Origin of the sequence: Leptolyngbya iicbica LK, assembly GCF_004212215.1 — a bacterium.
Taxonomy (GTDB): domain Bacteria; phylum Cyanobacteriota; class Cyanobacteriia; order Phormidesmidales; family Phormidesmidaceae; genus Halomicronema; species Halomicronema iicbica.
In genome coordinates this window covers 15,409-32,744 of sequence record NZ_QVFV01000005.1, presented here as the reverse complement: position 1 = coordinate 32,744, position 17,336 = coordinate 15,409, and the positions used below count along the sequence as shown (strand labels likewise).

Genomic DNA, 17,336 nt, shown 5'->3' with positions numbered 1-17,336 from the left:
TTGAAAGCAACCTAATCATTGCATGCTAGACCCTGTCATCTTAAACACGCGTCAGCAGCAGGTACTCTGGGCGACTGTGCGTCAGTATGTCTCGACGGCAGAGCCCGTCGGCTCTAAAGCGCTGGTTCAAGAGTATGGCCTGAAAGTGAGCCCCGCTACGGTACGGCAGGCAATGAGCATGTTGGAAAAAGCCGGGCTGCTATTCCAACCCCACACTTCGGCTGGGCGAGTACCCTCAGACTTTGGCTATCGACTGTATGTTGACAATCTGATTCATCCCGCCGAGGGAGTTGCCCAAACCATTGATACCCAGCTCTCAGCAACGCTCAAGTGGGATGGCTGGAGCTTAGAGGCGCTGCTGAGAGGAGCCGCACAGATTTTGTCAACGGTCAGCGGCTATCTGACCCTCATTACCGTGCCCACCAAGCAAAATGCCAGAATTCGTCATGTCCAAATTGTGCTGCTGGGGCCGACTCAATTATTAATGTCGGTGGTGCTAGATTCGCTCGAAACTCAGTCAATGGTGATTCAGCTACCGGGCGATCAGGTTGACACATCCGCCCAGGTTGAAGCACTAGAGCGGGAATCAAGGATTCTCTCAAATTTTCTCACCGCGCATCTAGTCGGATGTCCGCTCCATAAGATTGCGGAGTTAGACTGGGGTCAGCTCAACCGCGAGTTTCAGCGATATGCCGACACTCTGACCGAGGCCATGGCTTTGCTGGCCCAACGCAATCAAAAAGCGATGGAAAGCACCCAATTCGTCATGAGTGGGCTCGGGGAAGTACTGCGGCAGCCAGAATTTTCGGAAGCGCAACAGGTGCAAGCGATCGTCCAGCTGTTAGAAGAAGAACAGGCCCAGATCTGGCCCTTAGTCTTTGAGACGGATGCGGAAGATAACTCTGGTCGTCGGGTGCGCGTCCTCATCGGCTCGGAAAATCCGCTCGAACCGATGCAGGGCTGTGCATTGGTCTCTTCAACTTATTGCCAAAACACCTTGCCCATCGGCAGTGTGAGCATTTTGGGCCCCACTCGCATGATGTACGAAAATGCGATCGCGGCGGTTGAGGCGGCAGCAGCTTATCTGACCGATGCTTTTAACGCCGGACACTAGCTGCATAGCTGAGGCCAGGCATCAGGTTGATTGGGGCAACTCGGTCAGCTGACAGACTGCTACGGTTTAGAACATCACCGTTGCTGTGGAAGCTGTAAGTCTGACAAATTCGTAGCGGGCGCATTCAGCACATTCACCATGATGGGATGATCGGTGGGTCCTGTCAGGGTCAATAAGGTGCGGCCATCCTGGCTGAGAAAGGTCAGGTTTGCGATTTCTAGTCGATAGATTTCATTGAAGTAGACATAACGCACGGCGGGCTGCCCAGCGAACGTAGAAGCCACATACTCGGGATTGTAATAATCTAACCAGGGCCGCCGTTCGCGCAGCAAATCCACCAAGGACTGGGTAGGGTCGATCGCCGGATGCACTTCTAAAGCGACATACGGAGGAACGGCCCCATATTCCCCTGTGCGGGCTAAACACTGAATAAAGCTAAAACTATGGGGGTCGTGAAACGTAATGTGACCACTGCTCCGCAACATCGAGCGGTAATTGCGGGGAATCTCTAGGGTCACCCCCAACGCATCGACGCTGAAGGTCTGTAGGTCGGGGCTCGCGATCGCTGGCGGGGTTGCCCGGCACGAGCGCGCAAATGCAGGCGGCGAGAATAACGATATCGCAATGCTTATCCCCCAACTGAGGATGATGGTCGCTGGCATCAATCGGTTCATCTCGTTACCCTCACACAACCCATTGATTTAGTTGAAAGTATTCTCTCGTAGCGGCGATCGCCTCAGCAACCGCAATGTCGAGTTAGTGCTCTGTGATAGAGCGCCGCTTAATACAATTACAAGTTGTCGTTGTCGTTACGGAATAAGTTTGTCACGTTGGGAAGTGGGCATTATGGAACTGTCCAGCGAGGCCGAAAATCATGTCACGATTCTTGCATTCTTGGGCACAACAGCAACAGGGACGATATCTGCTGCGACGGGGCCTAAACTTTGCCCAAAAAGGCAACTATCCGGCGGCGGTCCAATCGCTGACGGCAGCTCTTAGTTATCATCCGCAGCCAACCCAGATTTTTGTACGGCGCGGGTTGCTTTACCTACAGCAAGAGCGCTATGCCGAGGCGCTGACTGATTTTGATCAGGCGATCGCGATTGCCCCCAACCAAGCTACCGCATACGGCCATCGCGGCTTAGTACGCTATCAACTCGGTGACGAAACCGGGGCGCTGACCGACTGGGCCACCTCATTAAAGTTAAATCCCAGCGATGGCACTGTGCGCTACAACCGGGGCCTGGTCATGGCCCAGAAAGGCCAATACCAAGCTGCCTTAGAAGACTTTAACGTGGCTATCGCTCAAAATCCGCTATTGGCTGAAGCCTATTTGCACCGGGGCAAAGTCAGAAACCAACTGGGGGATCAAGCTGGTGCAGTTAAAGATTGGGAAATCGCCTTATGCAATGATTTACGGTTGAGCGAAGCCCAACAACTATTAGTGCAGACTCAAACTCAGGTCGATTCGTTGAATCTGCAAGACCAATTTCAAGATTTACTGCCTGCTGGGTTAACGATCGCTGCAGAACAGCAAGGAACTCAGCTCACCCTGACTTTGCACCGTCCGGTGGGCACTCCGGTCAATTATTTTCAATTGCCCAATGTTTTACGCGATCGCCTGGTCGAGCTACAACTACCAGAGGTGCGGCGATTTCGACTCCTTGCTAAGGCTGGCGACTCCTCTCTATCGGAATGGGATCAAACCTACGGCATTTATGACAAAGCCCCCTGTCCTTCTCCCCATTGGCGCGATGCCGTAGCAACCACACTCTTACTGTTTCCGCCATTTGGGGTGCTGGCTCTCGTATTAGCCGCCCAAGTCAAACCAGCTTATCGCCGGGGCGACTATCCCATTGCGGCACGGGCCTCCAAAGCCGTGCGCAAACTCTGCCTCAGTAGCGGGGCCATTATGGGGGTCATGCTATTTGGTCTCGCCAGCTACGGCGTATACACCTATGTTGAGGGAGAATACCCAAATCCGGCTGCTAAAACAGCCATGACGACTCCTCCAGAGGATATTGAAAAACCGCTCTAGAATATGCTGAATTTTGGGAAACTTGCGGCTTACTCTAACCAGCTTCTGTGATTGTTCAGCCAAAGCAACGTGATCGTTCAATGTCTTGGGTCTTGTAATTCTCAGCGCCGCCATGTCACTTACCGGATTTGGCGTCTTTAGATAATCTCTCAAAAGAGGGATACAAGCTGGCTAAGGTGTTTTTTTATGAGAAGCATCTTGTCGTCACCGAGCATCAAAACGCTTGAGTTGGCCTGCTCAAACCTTGAGTTGGCTGGCTTAAATCCTTAATCCGACTGGCTGTTTGGGCGACAACAGGCATAGACATTGCCACCTTGTTGGACGCTGTCTTGGTCAGACATCCCTTGCAGAAGCGGTTGCTATCAGCGCTCAAACATTCTCAGTAGAGGGCAGGGAACGGAAGCCTGACTCTTCTGGTCGCAACGACGGGCAAATGATTGCTCCGTATATCCCTAAAGTTCCACGGTTTCTCGAGTGAGTGATGAAAAAGCTGCCGCACAACCAAGTTAAGCTCACGCAACTCGAAATTGTGGCAGCGGTGGCAAAGACGAGCAGCTTTAGTGAGGCGGCCCTGGCATTAGGTATTTCGCAATCGGCAGTGAGTCATGCCATTTCTACTTTGGAAGAGACGCTGGGCGTCATTATTTTTTCTCGGGGGCGGCATGGGGCGACGTTGACGCCTGTGGGCGATCGCATTCTGGCCCATGCCCACAGCATTTTAAATAGCACTGAGGCCATTTTGCGCGAGGCGGCGATCGCGAAAGGGGTCGAGCACGGCAAAGTGCGAGTGGCCACCTTTCGCAGCGTGGCCACCCACGTCTTACCCAGCAGCATCAAACAGCTGCATCAGCGATTTCCGGGCATTATCATCAACCTGAATGAACATGACGACGATCAACAGGCCAAGCAGGCCCTCAAAGAAGGTCGCGCCGATATTAGTATCGTGACGCTGCCTGCCGGTCAGGGCTTGCAAACCTGGGAATTGCTGCAGGATGAATACGTTGTGTTGTTGCCGCCAGACACCCAGCTCAAGAGCGCCCCTCTGACTTGGGAAGAACTGACACAACAGCCGTTAATCATGCCGCCAGTTGATTATGTGATGATGCGCCCAGTGTACGAACACATTAACGGGCTCGGCTACTGGCTCAACGTGGTCAACGAAATTGAGACGGATGCGGCCACCGTCAGCTTAGTGGCCCAGGGATTAGGGGGCACGATTTTGCCTCGACTGTCAGCAGAGCCGATTCCGCCAACGGTACAGGTATATTCTCTGCCGACACCGTTAATGCGCACCATCGGCGTTGCGGTCTTAGCCGATGCCCTGCTGACACCAGCGGTCTATGCTTTGCTGGATATTTTGCGATCTCAATTTACTCCACCAGCCGCGATCTCGCCCGAAACCCCGCTTCCTCAGATCGGGCTACCAGACAGCGATTAGTTATACAACGACTTGGCTTCAGACATTGCCACCAATTGGGCGACCGTCCACCCGGCTCTGGACGGAGCTTGCCGGGTGTCAGTCCCCATAACGCCTGCTCCATAAGCTTCTTCCAGGGCTCTGCCTAAATTCAATCGGCGAGCAGCATCGGTCAGATTGCGATGAGATGCGTGATTGCTAGTCGGTTTCATTTGATTAACTCCTTTTTTAAACGCAGCGAAAACAAATTGCGATCTTTAAGCGAGAGTGGTGCTCGACCGGGCACTAGACAGCAGCAACAGTTGATCGAGTGTCCAGTTCTGCTGAGGAACCCGCAGATAGTCAGCCGTCACCGTGCCAAAGCCGTAGGTATCGGCTAGAGTGCGGCCCAAAAATAGGCTATGGGCCAGTTGCACAAAGCCTACTGGGGAAAGGTTACTGGTCGTGACTTGCATCGTATCTACCGCCTGAGATGAATCGTTTTCCTTCGATACATCTACGATAGACAATCTTAAAAAGGATTACCAAAACTAGGTTTCAGCGATTCCATTAAACTTACTCATGGAATAAAACCGGGGAGCCGTTATGGGCGATCGCGCTCACTCAACCGCTAGTTGGGACTCTCCTCAAATCAGCCACACAAAAAAGCTCCAGGTGATGTGTAAACCTGAAGCTATCGTGAGCTATCCGATGTGTCGATGAACGAGAGGCCCTAAATGCGGCGACCCGGTAGCACCATATTCAGCACCAGTGCCGTTAAACCGCCTGTACTGATACCCGATGAAAAGATGCTTTTCACTAAAGGCGGCATCTGTTCCAAAATGTCGGGCACAACGCTGACGCCTAGTCCTAAGCCCAAAGAAGTCGCCAAAATAATCGAGGCCCGTTTGTCTAAATTGACCGACGACAAAATTTTGATGCCAGCGACCGCCACCGAGCCAAACATAATGATGGTGGCCCCGCCTAAGACCGGCTGCGGAATGGTCTGAAACACACCGGCCACAATTGGGACAATGCCGAGGATCACGAAAATACCGGCAATAAATAGCCCCACATAGCGGCTGCCAACCCCCGTTAACTGAATTACCCCGTTGTTTTGGCTGAAAGTGGTGTTGGGAAACGTGTTGAAAACTGCTGCGATCGCCGAGTTAACCCCATCGCCCAAAATACCGCCTTTAATCCGCTTCATATACTTTGGCCCGGTGATTGGCTGCCCCGTCAACAGCGACGTTGCCGTCAAGTCACCAGTCGACTCAATGGTGGTGATGAGGTACAGAAAGATGAACGGAATGAACGCCGAAAAGTTGAATCCAAACCCATATTTGAAGGGAATTGGAACATTAATTCCACCCAAATTGGCGAGGTTGCTGAAATTCACCAACCCCATCGGAATCGCGATGATGTAGCCCACAACTAGCGCGATCGCAACCGACGACATGCGCAAAAATGCACCACCGACGTTGTTTAGAATCACAATGATGGCCAATACCAACAGCGACAGTCCCAGGTAGGCAGGGCTGCCAAAGGTGCCCGCTTCGCGCGCGGCAAAGCCCCCACCCATACTGGTAAGACCAACATTAACTAACGTCAAACCAATGAGTGTAACGACAATGCCGGTGACTAGTGGCGTGATGATTTTGCTGGCAAACTGAATAAATCGGCTGAGAATCATCTCCACAAATGACCCCAGAAAGCACAGCCCAAAAATGGTACCGAGTGCAGACTGCGGCGTACCACCGGCCCCCGTCACCGCCACACCCGCTGCAATAATCGGGCCAATAAAGGCAAAGCTCGTACCCTGAATGCTGAGCAAACCAGACCCGATAGGGCCAATCTTCTTAGCCTGAATGAACGTAGCGACGCCAGAGACAAATAGCGACATGCTGACGAGATAAGCCCCATCAGCAGGATCCAACCCTAGCGCCCCAGAAATAATCAGAGCAGGTGTGATAATACCGACAAAACAGGCAAAAACGTGTTGCACCGCAGCGAATAGCGTTTCCCGCAGGGGAGGACGATCTTCTAGCCCGTAAATCAAATCAACTCCAGTGGGAGCGCTTTCCAGAGATGTATCCTCTTCGGACAACATCATCTGGTCTGGAGCGGCTTCGGGATTAGTCATAAGCCAAACTTTTCCAAAATCTAAATTTAAGGTGCGTAGCTAACAACAAATGTGGCTCAACGCCCACGATGGCCTGAGGCTAAACAACCACTCTCACGCAGACAAATTCCACCAAAACAAAGTCAATAAGAATCTCTGAAAGTGTTTTTAGCTAAGGCGACCAAGATTGTATACAAACTAAAATAAAGTCCTTAGCGAATCGGTATTTAACGTTACACATTCTCAATTTACTAACAAAGAAGCAATGCATTGAGATATCCGCGATCGACATCTAAATGCAAAACACTAAAACCTAAGTAACTCTCTCAAATCTCCAAATTAATTAAGAATTGTCTCGCATTTCACGTAGCCCAGAGTTGTGTGACTCCTTTTTAAAACCTGGGGAGCAAACCGATTGAGGGATGACATATCGTTAACGTCAGATAATCTTGAGACTGTTTAAAGCAACGTTAGACTGTAATCCCTGGAGTTCTTGAACAACGCGTGCCTTACTCGCCACTAAGTGGTCACGCATGGCGATCGAAGCCGCTGAAGCATCTCGCTCCAAAATTGCTTCAACTACTCGCTCGTGCTCGGCCCAAATCTCTAACGCGGCTGGATTGTGATGGGTGACACGGCTACCTAGAAGTGACATTTTGTTCAAAATTTGGCTGAGCAGTTGAGTCAGCCAGGGATTACCTGAACTTTCTGCAATCAGGCAATGAAAGCTGCGATCAATCTGTAAGCGGTTTTCTAATTCCGCCGCTGACGCTTCAGCTTGAGGGAGATTAGAGAACTGTGCCTCTAGCAAACAGCGCTGCAATTCATCCAACTGCTGCGGGGTCGCGTTTTCGCAGGCCCCCATGGCCGCCACTTGCTCTAACCCCAGGCGACAGTCGTATAGATGAATGGCATCTGCCACTGTAATCACCGCCACTCGAATGCCGCCACGCGGATCAGCATCGATCAACCCTTCCTGCTGCAGCTGGCGAACAGCTTCCCGAATGGGAGTGCGACTCACCGCAAAGCGATCGGCTAACCCTTGTTCGATCAAATTTTCCCCAGGGGAGAGTTGGCCGGACAAAATCTCTTGCCGCAGTGCCCAATAAATCTTGCTAAAAAGCTTGCCCATAAAATCTGTCGCAAAAGTCAGCGGCATATAACATTGTAAAGTAGAAAATCTGAATTCACAGTGCTAATTCAATGTATACAATTGGTATGCATTGACATTAATGGAGCTAAGAATGCTGCTCAGCCTTGGGAAATGTTCGGTGCCTGTGAGGGAGTTTGCAGCTTAATTTGTAGTTTTAGGTACAGATTTCACTGGATTAGTTGAGATTAGATTCATATAGATATGGCTATGCCGCTGTTCTAGCCAATCAGGGCAAGAAAGGTATGTTAATCGCATTTGCATGGCTGAATGTTGAATTTTGATTAACATTCAACTGCTCGACTTTTTGGTAAACACCGCTTTTTAGTTAGTAGCTTAAATACAAATGCAACTGTCTGGCAGATCGAGTTAGCTCGATAACCGTGGCCCTGCACCCGCTGTCATCGCAGCCCCAAGATTGATAGGAGAACTGAATTTTTGACTGGCGAAATGACGTCAATTTCAAAGCCCCACAGGATCTTTAGCATCAGTGGTTATCTGGTGGGCGATCGCCCTGCAGGATTTTTGCTGAGTTTAGTCGCTGGCTTCATCGATACGTCAGCTTTCATTATCCTATTTGGCATTTTTACGGCTCACGTCACCGGAAACATTGCTCTGGCAGGCGCTTCCTTCGTCGATCAAGAAGAAGAATCGACCCTCACGCGCCTGTTGATGATTCCTGTATTTATGTTGTCAGTCGCTTTAACTTCACTATTAGCTAGGTTTGCTCGTCGTCGCCAATGGCCAGTCTTTGCCGTATTGCTCACGGCAGAAGCAGTTGCCCTTACGATTTTTCTAATTATCAGCGCCACCCTTACACCTGCTTTGATTCTAGATGTTCAGGAAGAATACATCTTTCCTATCGGCATGTCGGGGGTTGTGGCTATGGCCATTCAGAATACGTTGATGAAGGAGGCACGAGTATTCAAAAGCTATATTCCGACTACCGTTATGACGGGAAATACGACCCAGCTGACCATCGATTTAGTACAGCTTATCGGAGCTAAATTTGACTCCGGAGAAGTGGCTAAACAGGAGGCTGCCGAGTCTTGGGAGCGCATTAGTCGCTATCTTCCAGTAATTATTGGTTTTGCTATAGGTGGGGTAGCCGCTGCATTTTTAATCTTTGTCTCAGAGTCATGGTGGACACTGGTTTTTCCAACCATCATCATCTCAGTATTAGCGATCGCGGCTTATGTTCACCACTATACTCAGCCGTCAGCGTCGTAAAACAGTTTTTTGCCATTGCGTGAAAGGGTAAACCAAACACCATGAAACTCAACCGCTTTTTAGTCTCAATTTTGTCTGGCTTATTGATCCTAAGTGCTGCGTTCGGAGCGCTTAGTCCAGTTCATGCCAGTAGCATTGCTCCGATGAGTACGACTTTGGGATTTAGCTTGTTTGGCCATTCATCGTCAGTCAATGAGACGCAAAGCTTAAAGCAGCTCAAATCAGATGTCATACCTCAGCTTGTGGAAATCTTGACGCCCCTGCAGCAGGAAATGTTTGAGGCCAATATGTTGGAAGGCGAGAGCTTTCGTAAGACTTTTCGATCGCTCATGTTAACGCCTGAACAGAAGCGAGAAATCAAGTCCGTGATCAACACAATCCCTCAAAGAGACGCCTTTTCAACCCTGTCAGCGATGGAGAAGAAAGAGCTTTTTCTGAAGAAGAAAGAGGTTTTTATGCCCTCTTCCGAAGAAATCATTGACAAAATTGAGTCCAAGATTCCCGAAGGGGCATCAGTTCCCGAAGCCGTCAAGGACAAGATCAAAACCGGCGTTGAAATGAGAGATAAATTCATGCCCTCGTCAGAAGAGATTATGGACAAGATCAAAGCCGGAATGGAACAAGCAGAAGCGGAAATGGAGAACATCACAGGGAGCGATGACTAATATCGTCCTGCAGAAGTTTGCCCATTCCTTCATCCGCTTCTGAATTATCTTGCTTTAGCCAAGGATTTTCTATTTGATTCTCCCTGGCTGTTCTGTCAAATCTAGCAGGCGAGGTCTAATCGGCATCCAGAAATAGCGATTGCTCTCAAACATTTGCCCACGCACTTTTCTGATCACCAGAGCTTGAGTCTGAGAGCGAGAGTCATTCAAATTATGAGGTCATCGCGTGTCAAGTACAGCAAAAAATCATCCAGACAGCCATGTTTTTTACAGCAGTTTGGTGGTTGAGCATATAGTTCCCAACTCAGCGATAGCTGCATTTGACCGTTGGCAATGGGAGTTACAGAGATTAGCGAGTCGCCAACCTGGCTTCATCCGATTAGATCAATGTCCTTCGTTAGTCTGTGAAAATGATGTTGTCAAGCGATACACTATTATCCATTTTGACTCCCCTGAAAATTTACAAGACTGGGTCGATTCCAAAGAGCGCAAGCACTTAACTGAGCAAGGGCAAAAAGTATTTCGGGCTTATCGATTTAAGTCTTTTACTACAGGTCTAGAAGGATGGTTTTCTCGGCGAGCATCTAGTGGTGAGAAAAGTCATCTCGGCCCACCCGTGTGGAAACAGATTTTAGCCGTCGTGCTGGGACTGTATCCCTTAATCATGCTAAGACTGGCATTCTGGCCGGAGTCATTTTTGAGCAACTGGTCCCCTGCGGCAGTGACACTTTTGGCAACTTTAGCAACTTCGTCTTTGCTCTCAATTGGTGTCATGCCGTTCATTACGCGAATGATGAGTTTTTGGCTTTATCCAGCCTATCGTCAATCGACCTTCTCGGTCGATTTAACGGGTTTAGGTATCATCTGCGCTGGATTACTCACCATGATGTTGGTGTTTCAAGAGGTTTGAAGGTTTTGTTGATGGATATGATCGCCCAAGCTATTGATGCGCAAACGGTTACTCTCACAGGAGAGATCGCAATTGTTCTATTAATTTCCCGGTTAATGTTCCGGCTGTTGAATAAAGAAGCAAAGACGATTTTAGCGATCGTCGCGATCGTGCTCTTGTTGCAGTTTGTGTTTAATATTAGCCCTCGACAACTCTGGTTAGAAATCAGCCATTTACCCGAGGAGATCGTTCACTTATTTCAACAAATAGTCTAAAAAAATGTGGCCTGTAATCCAAGCCACATCCTCAAGTCTATTTATCAAAGCTTTGCAAACCTAGCTATCAAACCCATCAATCGCCAAATCCACAGCCTGGATTGACTGGGTCAACGCAGTTGCATGCTCATTGAAAGTAGCCGTTGCCGAGGGATCAGCCGCATCTAAACCGGCAACATCTGCCGCAAGCTGATCGACAACAGTTGAAACTTCTGCGATCGCCTGATCAAGCGCATCCATTTTAGCGCCAACTTGCTCGTCAATCAGAGCTTGAACTACTTCAGGGGCCGACTCTAACTGAGCCTTAAATCCGGCAGTAGTTTCTTGCAAAGTTGAGAAAGCATCAACCGCTGATTGAAACGCCCCCTCTGGAATCATTAACGTAGGTGTTGTTGCCTCTTCCCCTGCCTTCTGAGCCGATTTTTCAGCCTTGCTAATTTGTTTAGAGAGGCTTTTTACTGCCGTCTTAAAGGGATCGTAAGCTGTATCAAAAGAGCTCTCCAAAATATCGCCGTAGTCATCCAAGATAGACTCAACAAACTCTTGAGCCGCTTCGTTGATTGCTAAATTTAACGCTTCAGGAGTAGCAACCTTACTAGAAGCCAACGCACGTGAAGGATTACCTAACAATCCAAGTCCAAGCACTAACACACTAATCAACGCCACGCGGACAAGTTGTTTGGAAAATTGAGACTTAATTTTCAGCACAAAAACCTCCGAAAGGTGAAAACATAACTCAAACCTAAGTTGCCTAGTCATCTGTCAACCTGAAAGTTGTGGTTCAGCTGTAATTGGATTCAAAGCAATAGAGACCAACAATTGATAAAGCCTTGTTGAATCTCTGCAAGAATCCTCAACCTAGACAATTTAGAATTAACCCAGCAGTAGGACTAAATCAACAGTGACAATAAACCTCATCTAGAGTCAAAACCGAGTTTTGGTATTGGACCTTACCTCAGCACTAGCAGCATCACTCCTAGATCCTTATAAGAAACCGGGCCAGATGAATTTTGGCACCTTTCTTTAGATGGGAAAGAGTATATGAACACACCTCGTGCGTACCAAACCTGAGTCATCAATCCAGATTTCAGGGATAGGACGACTATACAGTAAATTCCTCCCACTGAATGCCGTCGATTTCAGACTAACAAATCTCTTGATTTAGCTCGGTCATCGTAACATCTGACTCGAAAACTCTCTTACATCTTTATAATGTCATTGCCTTGCCAGTGAAACATCTCCATGCAATGACATTATTGCAGACGATATTGTTATTGTATACATTGTTTGTTGCCACCTTAGAAAAGGTACATAAGCTATATTGATTCGACAATAAATTCTTGAATCAGCAGGCGTTTTAGCGCTTTGATGCCGAATGTGGATGGGCTGTGTGTTAGGTTCAGTTCATACCTGACCTAAGTGACCGATTACTCTAGTTTCCTTATCCGCGATCGCTACACACCGCAAACATTTGGCACAAATCACCCCCTAACGAGCTTTGTCACATCAGCTAGGAGAAACGATGACTCAAGCAGACTCCAACAATACAGCCAGCACTCCTGACAACCATGATGTGCTTCAAGAGCCAGCGCAGAAGGCTCGCTCAGCGTCATCAGTGTCGACTCCCCAATCAACCGAGCTGCCCTCAGGAATCACTTCAGCCCAAGCCGAACAAATCATTTCACAATTAAAGAGCTTGAAGCAAAACCTCTTTATCCTGACTCTGATTGGCGGCTTTTTCGCTTTCAGAGCCATTGTTTTTCATCGCTGACTCGTTCTCACATTGAGCGAAGCAAGGCCGTAGTGGTACCCAGTGATGATGTCCTCTCGTGATTGGTTCAGTCGTCGCTGCATTCAGATACACTCATGCAGATACCCTCACTAAAATGAGGATATCTTAAGACCGAATCTTCCCCTGTCTAAAGTTTGTATGCTGAATGTATACAAAGAAGATCGATCGGTCAGGTATGAATATTTCCAAAGAAGAATTGAGGTTGACAGCGAATAATGTCTTGACAGGACTGAAACGCTTGCTATGGCGCACAGCTGTTGTTTCGCGATCAGCCTCGATCAGCCTCATCGAAGCCCTTCCAGACCACAACAATATTCGATATTCCAGCGTCGTTGTTGAGTATATTGTCCCCAAACAAAAAAGTTGGGCGTTTCGTGGGTGGCATGCACAACTGATTCGGAGTGCGCGTGATTCTTCAGGGTTTGTCCGGGTTGACCGCCATCGTCCCCTCAACTGCAAAGACGGTGTACTCAAGTGGTATTGGGTGGTGCATTTTGATCAACCGGAGCATCTTAACCAGTGGCTTGCTTCCAAAGAACGAGAAGCAATCTTGCAACAGGGGCGTGACATCTTTGAAAGTTATCGATTTAAGTCTTTCACCACAGGATTAGAAGGGTGGTTTTCTCGGCGATCTGGGACTGAGATGGATAGTCTTGGCCCTGCGGCGTGGAAGCAAATTCTGTCTGTGGTGCTAGCACTTTATCCGGTCATCATGGTGCAAGATCGGATATTTGAGTATTTCGGCATTATGGAAGATTGGTCGATGGCGAGTGCCATGTGGGTCAATTTGATGATCACTAGTAGCATTTTGACATTCGTAGTTATGCCTTTTGTCGTTAGGGTGTTGGATTTTTGGCTGCAGCCTGCTCACCAAGAAATTTCAGTGCGGGCCGAAGTTTTGGGCACTTCATCAACACTTTTAGCCATGGGAGCGATGGTTTTACTCTTCAACATCCTCGCTTAAATGATTACCTGAAGGACTCAGCCCAAGAACTTAGGAATGAGAATTATCCGTCTTAAGAACTTGGCCCAAACAATTTAGTTGAACGGTTAAATTTAGCAAGGTTGACAGTTTTCCAAGCGGGATTTTGAGTTTTTTTTCGGACTTAATGCTGAGTTAGAAAAAGGCCGTAGCTATGCAGTACCAGCGATCGCAACACATCACAACCTCACCCTTTGCGGAAACCATAAAGATGATCTGAGATTGGGGATTGAGATCACGCACCGTTGACCAGAGCAACTGCTCTTAGAGGGCACAATTAAGCGCCACGATCGCCAAACCCAGTCAACGCATCCTGGGTAAAATCCCAAAAAACCGTGGATTCGTCGTGCGATCGCAGCACCAATTGCGACCCTGCTGTCACCTGCCCGATCGCGTCACAAACCAATCCCTCAGCCTGAAAATGGGGCTGCATCTGGGAAAAACTTGCTGGCGACACACTCAACAAAAAGCCGTAGCTGGGAAAGCTAAGCAGCCATTTGGCGAGCGGTTCCGCGTTGGGACGGGGAATGGCGTCAATGTCCAGAATCGCACCGCAGCCAGAGGTTTCGAGCAGCATCAGACTTGTACCGATGATGCCGCCCATGCTCACGTCTTTGCCCGCTTTGCACCAGTCTTGTTCGGCAATGTGGGGCAGCAAGGCGAAATGGCGCTGCAAATCTACCGGATTAGCCATAGTGGCGGCATCCCAAAAGGGGTATTTAGGGTGCGATCGCCCTTCCAGATTCATTACGAGAACGAGGGCATCACCCGGCTGGGCGTCGAAACTGGTGATCAGGCGAGTAGCACGACCGAGAATCGCCACCGACAGCGCCGCGTAGGGACTGTGGCAGTTGGTGTGGCCGCCGACGATGGGCACGTTAAACGTTTTAGCGGCGGCGACCATGCCCTGCCAAAGGGGCTCGGCCTGCTCAGCCGATTCGGTCCACAGGGCGTCGACCACAGCGATGGGACGACCGCCCATGGCGTAAATGTCGCTAACGTTGACTAAGACACCACACCAGCCCGCAAACCAGGGATCTTCCCGCACCAGGGTGGGCCAAATGCCCTCGGCAGCGAGCAGTAGGTAGCCATCCCCATCGGGAATAGCTGCCGTGTCGTCACCCAAGGCAATGGATTCGCCTGTGGCGGCCTGCGGCACATAGCGGCCTAAGTGATCGGCAGCGGTTTGAATGTCGCGTTTGTTGAGAATCCCCAGGGCAGGCCGCAAGGCCGCCACCAAATCGGCCAGCATTACGACACCTTGAGGGCTCCGGAGGAGAGCACGGGACGCAGTTCGTTCCCCGGTGGATAAAAGTCGAGGTCGGCTTCCATCAGGTGATGGGGGCGATCGCACACGGAAATTTCCTGAATCGATTCCCAGTGCTGACGACGGAAGAAGCGGACATTTTGCAATTGCACCGTCGCCAGGAAGCGATCGCACCCCCAGGTATTTGCCGTCGTTACCGCTTTGTAGATTAGGCCTTTACCGATGCGGCCCACCCGCCGATAGTCAGGATGTACGCCCAGCCGCCCACCATACCAATGACGCGACTTTTCTTCATAAATACGCACGACGCCCACAATCTTTTTCCCCGCAATCACGTCATTTTCCACCGCGATGATGGGGTAAGCGATCGCGTCAATATTGTCTTCGTCATGGTCGTCAAATAAGCCTTGCTCTTCGCAAAAGATGGCCTGTCGCAATCGATAGTAAGCACGAACGTCCTGGGGCGATCGCGCCAGTTCAAAGGTGTAACGTTTGCTCGACATGGGATACCTCGGTCTGCGGATACGGAACAGCTTCTCGGGCGTGTAAGGTGACGCTCAAAAAAATTGAAGACTTGCAGATTTCCCAAACTGCACTGCCCCCTTGTAGGGGGCAATGGGGAGAGCGCAAGGGAACTGAAAAAGTCGAGCGCTTTACCTCGTGGGCAAGCGTATTCCAGCCCCCAAACGAGCCTCAATGGCTCACGACTAAACGCCGTATTGGTCAATCTGCTCTTTCAGATACTCCTCGGGCTGGGCGGGGTCAAAGTCCCCAAATTTGAGGTTTTCGACTCGGGTGAGTTCCTGCGGGGCCTCGGCTCCGAGTTCCTCGGCCAGTTCTCGGGCCAGGTCAGTGAGGAAGATTTGCTCGCCAATTTCGTCGTAGTTGGCGTCTTCGGTCGGCATGTAGCCCCAGCGCACCAACTGAGTCGAAATCCAGCTGGCAAAGCTCTTCCAGGGATAGGGATCGAAATAGATGCGATCGGGCACTTCCAGCGTGTTGCCCTGACCATCATCAAAATTGCCCGTCATCACCGCTTCCAGCACTTCTACTGGTTGGTTGAGATATTCCCGAGGGGCGATCGCGGCGGCAATCTCCTTGCGGTTGGCGGGTTCATTAGCGTAGGTCGCCCCGTCAATAATGGCCTTGTTCAACGCGCGGAAAGTGTTGGGATTCTCATCAATCCAATCTTGAGCAGCCACAAAGGCACAGCAGGGATGGCCGGGCCACAAATCCTTCGTCAGCAGGTGGATGAAGCCGATGTCGTTAAACACGACCCGCTGGGTAAAGTTATCCGGCAGGATGAAGGCGTCAATTTGCCCCGTGGACATTTGAGCGATCGCATCGGGTGGCGGCAAAATCAGCAGCTTCACGTCCTGGTCAGGGTCCAGCCCGCCCGAGGCGAGGTAGTACCGCAAAATCAGGTTGTGGTTGGAATAGTCGTAGGGAATGCCGATGGTCATGCCCTTAAAGTCAGCGGGGCCATTCACCTTGCCCAAATGCTTTTTGGCGACCGCAATGCCCTGGCCGTTATTGTTCTCAATGCTGGCCAACTTGACGGAAAAGGCCGTCGAGCCAAGCCCGAGGGACATGGCAATGGGCATGGGAGCCAGCATGTGATAAGCGTCCAACTCGCCCGCGATCGCGGCATCCCGCACCACCGACCAGCTGGCATACTTCATCAGCTCCACATTCAGCCCATGCTTGTCATAAAAGCCCAATGGATCCGACATGATGATGGGCGTGGCACAGGTGATGGGCAAAAAGGCAATCTTCAGATCATTCTTTTCCAACTCACCCGTGGTGGGGGGCGGGGGCGGCGTTTCGCCTTCAGGCACCGCTTCTTCCGTAGGCTGTTGGGCACAATTCGCGAGGGAAACAAGGGCAGCCCCGACGGCGATATTCTTCAAAAACTTGCGGCGGGTGAACTGACTCATCCGCTGAGCGTCGGTAAAGAACTGTCCAGCCTTGGGGCCAAAGGCCGCCGCAAAGGCTTCGTCCAATCCCCCAGCCACTTTAATCAAGTCGAGCACCAGCTTCTCGCGCTTGGGGCTGCCTTTGCCCGCCATCTGCACAAACAGGGCCTTGCGCAACTCAGCCTGGCTGATGGCATCGGCGACGGCGATCGCTTCCGGCTGATACAACCGCATTTTGACCAAATCGTTGATCAAATTAGCCGGATCATGGGGCATATCGGCCATAAATTTCCAGTGGTCTTCGGTGGCGTGGATGCTGCCACAAATCAAACACCGGATGGCTAGATCGCCGAGGTTGCCCTGGTCACAGGTCAGGGCATTCCACCGTTGGCTGGGAGTCGATACAGAGTTAATCATTATTCAATGGTCTCGCTAAATAAAGCCCTCGGCAGCAAATACAACGACCCTTTGGCCTGGTTGTGCTGAGCTAAACACTTGTG

17 protein-coding genes are annotated in these 17,336 nt (G+C 50.2%); 8 read left to right on the top strand and 9 right to left on the bottom strand.

What is annotated here, in order from left to right; genetic code table 11:
• The first annotated feature begins 22 nt into the window (after nucleotides 1–22).
• Nucleotides 23–1,114, top strand: coding sequence for a heat-inducible transcriptional repressor HrcA (gene hrcA, locus DYY88_RS17695; protein ID WP_039729056.1), 1,092 nt, complete (start codon nucleotides 23–25; stop codon nucleotides 1,112–1,114).
• A gap of 74 nt (nucleotides 1,115–1,188) precedes the next feature.
• On the opposite strand, the gene DYY88_RS17690 is transcribed toward hrcA, so the two are convergent.
• Nucleotides 1,189–1,788, bottom strand: coding sequence for a hypothetical protein (locus tag DYY88_RS17690; RefSeq protein WP_039729058.1), 600 nt, complete (start codon nucleotides 1,786–1,788; stop codon nucleotides 1,189–1,191).
• A 200-nt stretch (nucleotides 1,789–1,988) separates the two neighbouring features.
• Between DYY88_RS17690 and DYY88_RS17685 the strand changes: the two genes are divergently transcribed.
• The gene (locus DYY88_RS17685; RefSeq protein WP_052288664.1) at nucleotides 1,989–3,152 is read left to right on the top strand and encodes a tetratricopeptide repeat protein; all 1,164 of its coding nucleotides are present in this window, start codon (nucleotides 1,989–1,991) and stop codon (nucleotides 3,150–3,152) included.
• A gap of 481 nt (nucleotides 3,153–3,633) precedes the next feature.
• Entirely contained in the window at nucleotides 3,634–4,590 is a 957-nt protein-coding gene (locus DYY88_RS17680; protein ID WP_044151416.1) for a LysR family transcriptional regulator, read from the top strand.
• Here DYY88_RS17680 and DYY88_RS17675 read toward each other — a convergent pair.
• The 4 genes from DYY88_RS17675 to DYY88_RS17660 form a co-directional block, all read right to left on the bottom strand.
• Nucleotides 4,587–4,781, bottom strand: coding sequence for a hypothetical protein (locus DYY88_RS17675; RefSeq protein ID WP_044151417.1), 195 nt, complete (start codon nucleotides 4,779–4,781; stop codon nucleotides 4,587–4,589). The genes DYY88_RS17680 and DYY88_RS17675 overlap by 4 nt on opposite strands.
• 45 nt (nucleotides 4,782–4,826) lie before the next feature.
• Nucleotides 4,827–5,024: a hypothetical protein gene (locus DYY88_RS17670; protein WP_039729060.1), complete on the bottom strand. Its 198-nt coding sequence runs from the start codon at nucleotides 5,022–5,024 to the stop codon at nucleotides 4,827–4,829.
• A gap of 257 nt (nucleotides 5,025–5,281) precedes the next feature.
• Nucleotides 5,282–6,691: a uracil-xanthine permease family protein gene (locus DYY88_RS17665; RefSeq protein WP_207223351.1), complete on the bottom strand. Its 1,410-nt coding sequence runs from the start codon at nucleotides 6,689–6,691 to the stop codon at nucleotides 5,282–5,284.
• A 418-nt stretch (nucleotides 6,692–7,109) separates the two neighbouring features.
• Nucleotides 7,110–7,802: a GntR family transcriptional regulator gene (locus tag DYY88_RS17660; RefSeq protein WP_160299612.1), complete on the bottom strand. Its 693-nt coding sequence runs from the start codon at nucleotides 7,800–7,802 to the stop codon at nucleotides 7,110–7,112.
• 456 nt (nucleotides 7,803–8,258) lie between these two features.
• On the opposite strand from DYY88_RS17660, the gene DYY88_RS17655 reads away from it, so the two are divergent.
• From DYY88_RS17655 to DYY88_RS25175, 4 genes are all read left to right on the top strand, one after another.
• Nucleotides 8,259–9,050, top strand: coding sequence for a YoaK family protein (locus DYY88_RS17655; protein WP_236146395.1), 792 nt, complete (start codon nucleotides 8,259–8,261; stop codon nucleotides 9,048–9,050).
• Between the two features lie 41 nt (nucleotides 9,051–9,091).
• Nucleotides 9,092–9,715, top strand: a complete 624-nt coding sequence (locus DYY88_RS17650) for a hypothetical protein (protein WP_052288665.1) — start codon at nucleotides 9,092–9,094, stop codon at nucleotides 9,713–9,715.
• Nucleotides 9,716–10,379: 664 nt separating this feature from the next.
• Nucleotides 10,380–10,625, top strand: coding sequence for a hypothetical protein (locus DYY88_RS25180; protein WP_496559538.1), 246 nt, complete (start codon nucleotides 10,380–10,382; stop codon nucleotides 10,623–10,625).
• Between the two features lie 11 nt (nucleotides 10,626–10,636).
• Nucleotides 10,637–10,879, top strand: coding sequence for a hypothetical protein (locus tag DYY88_RS25175; protein ID WP_039729066.1), 243 nt, complete (start codon nucleotides 10,637–10,639; stop codon nucleotides 10,877–10,879).
• A gap of 60 nt (nucleotides 10,880–10,939) precedes the next feature.
• Here DYY88_RS25175 and DYY88_RS17640 read toward each other — a convergent pair whose 3' ends face one another.
• The gene (locus DYY88_RS17640) at nucleotides 10,940–11,587 is read right to left on the bottom strand and encodes a hypothetical protein (RefSeq protein ID WP_039729067.1); all 648 of its coding nucleotides are present in this window, start codon (nucleotides 11,585–11,587) and stop codon (nucleotides 10,940–10,942) included.
• 1,259 nt (nucleotides 11,588–12,846) lie between these two features.
• On the opposite strand from DYY88_RS17640, the gene DYY88_RS17635 reads away from it, so the two are divergent.
• Nucleotides 12,847–13,635, top strand: coding sequence for a putative antibiotic biosynthesis monooxygenase (locus DYY88_RS17635; RefSeq protein WP_201279081.1), 789 nt, complete (start codon nucleotides 12,847–12,849; stop codon nucleotides 13,633–13,635).
• A gap of 295 nt (nucleotides 13,636–13,930) precedes the next feature.
• On the opposite strand, the gene DYY88_RS17630 is transcribed toward DYY88_RS17635, so the two are convergent.
• The 3 genes from DYY88_RS17630 to DYY88_RS17620 all read right to left on the bottom strand — a co-directional run bounded on the left by DYY88_RS17630 (nucleotide 13,931) and on the right by DYY88_RS17620 (nucleotide 17,253).
• A complete protein-coding gene (locus DYY88_RS17630) occupies nucleotides 13,931–14,905 on the bottom strand; it encodes a sll0787 family AIR synthase-like protein (RefSeq protein WP_039729071.1) in 975 nt (324 codons plus the stop codon).
• A complete protein-coding gene (locus tag DYY88_RS17625; protein WP_039729072.1) occupies nucleotides 14,905–15,423 on the bottom strand; it encodes an MSMEG_0567/Sll0786 family nitrogen starvation N-acetyltransferase in 519 nt (172 codons plus the stop codon). The genes DYY88_RS17630 and DYY88_RS17625 overlap by 1 nt, the downstream gene beginning before the upstream one ends.
• A 204-nt stretch (nucleotides 15,424–15,627) precedes the next feature.
• Nucleotides 15,628–17,253 carry an ABC transporter substrate-binding protein gene (locus DYY88_RS17620; RefSeq protein ID WP_084607176.1) on the bottom strand — a complete coding sequence of 542 codons (1,626 nt, stop codon included), beginning with the start codon at nucleotides 17,251–17,253 and terminating at the stop codon, nucleotides 15,628–15,630.
• Nucleotides 17,254–17,336 lie beyond the last annotated feature (83 nt).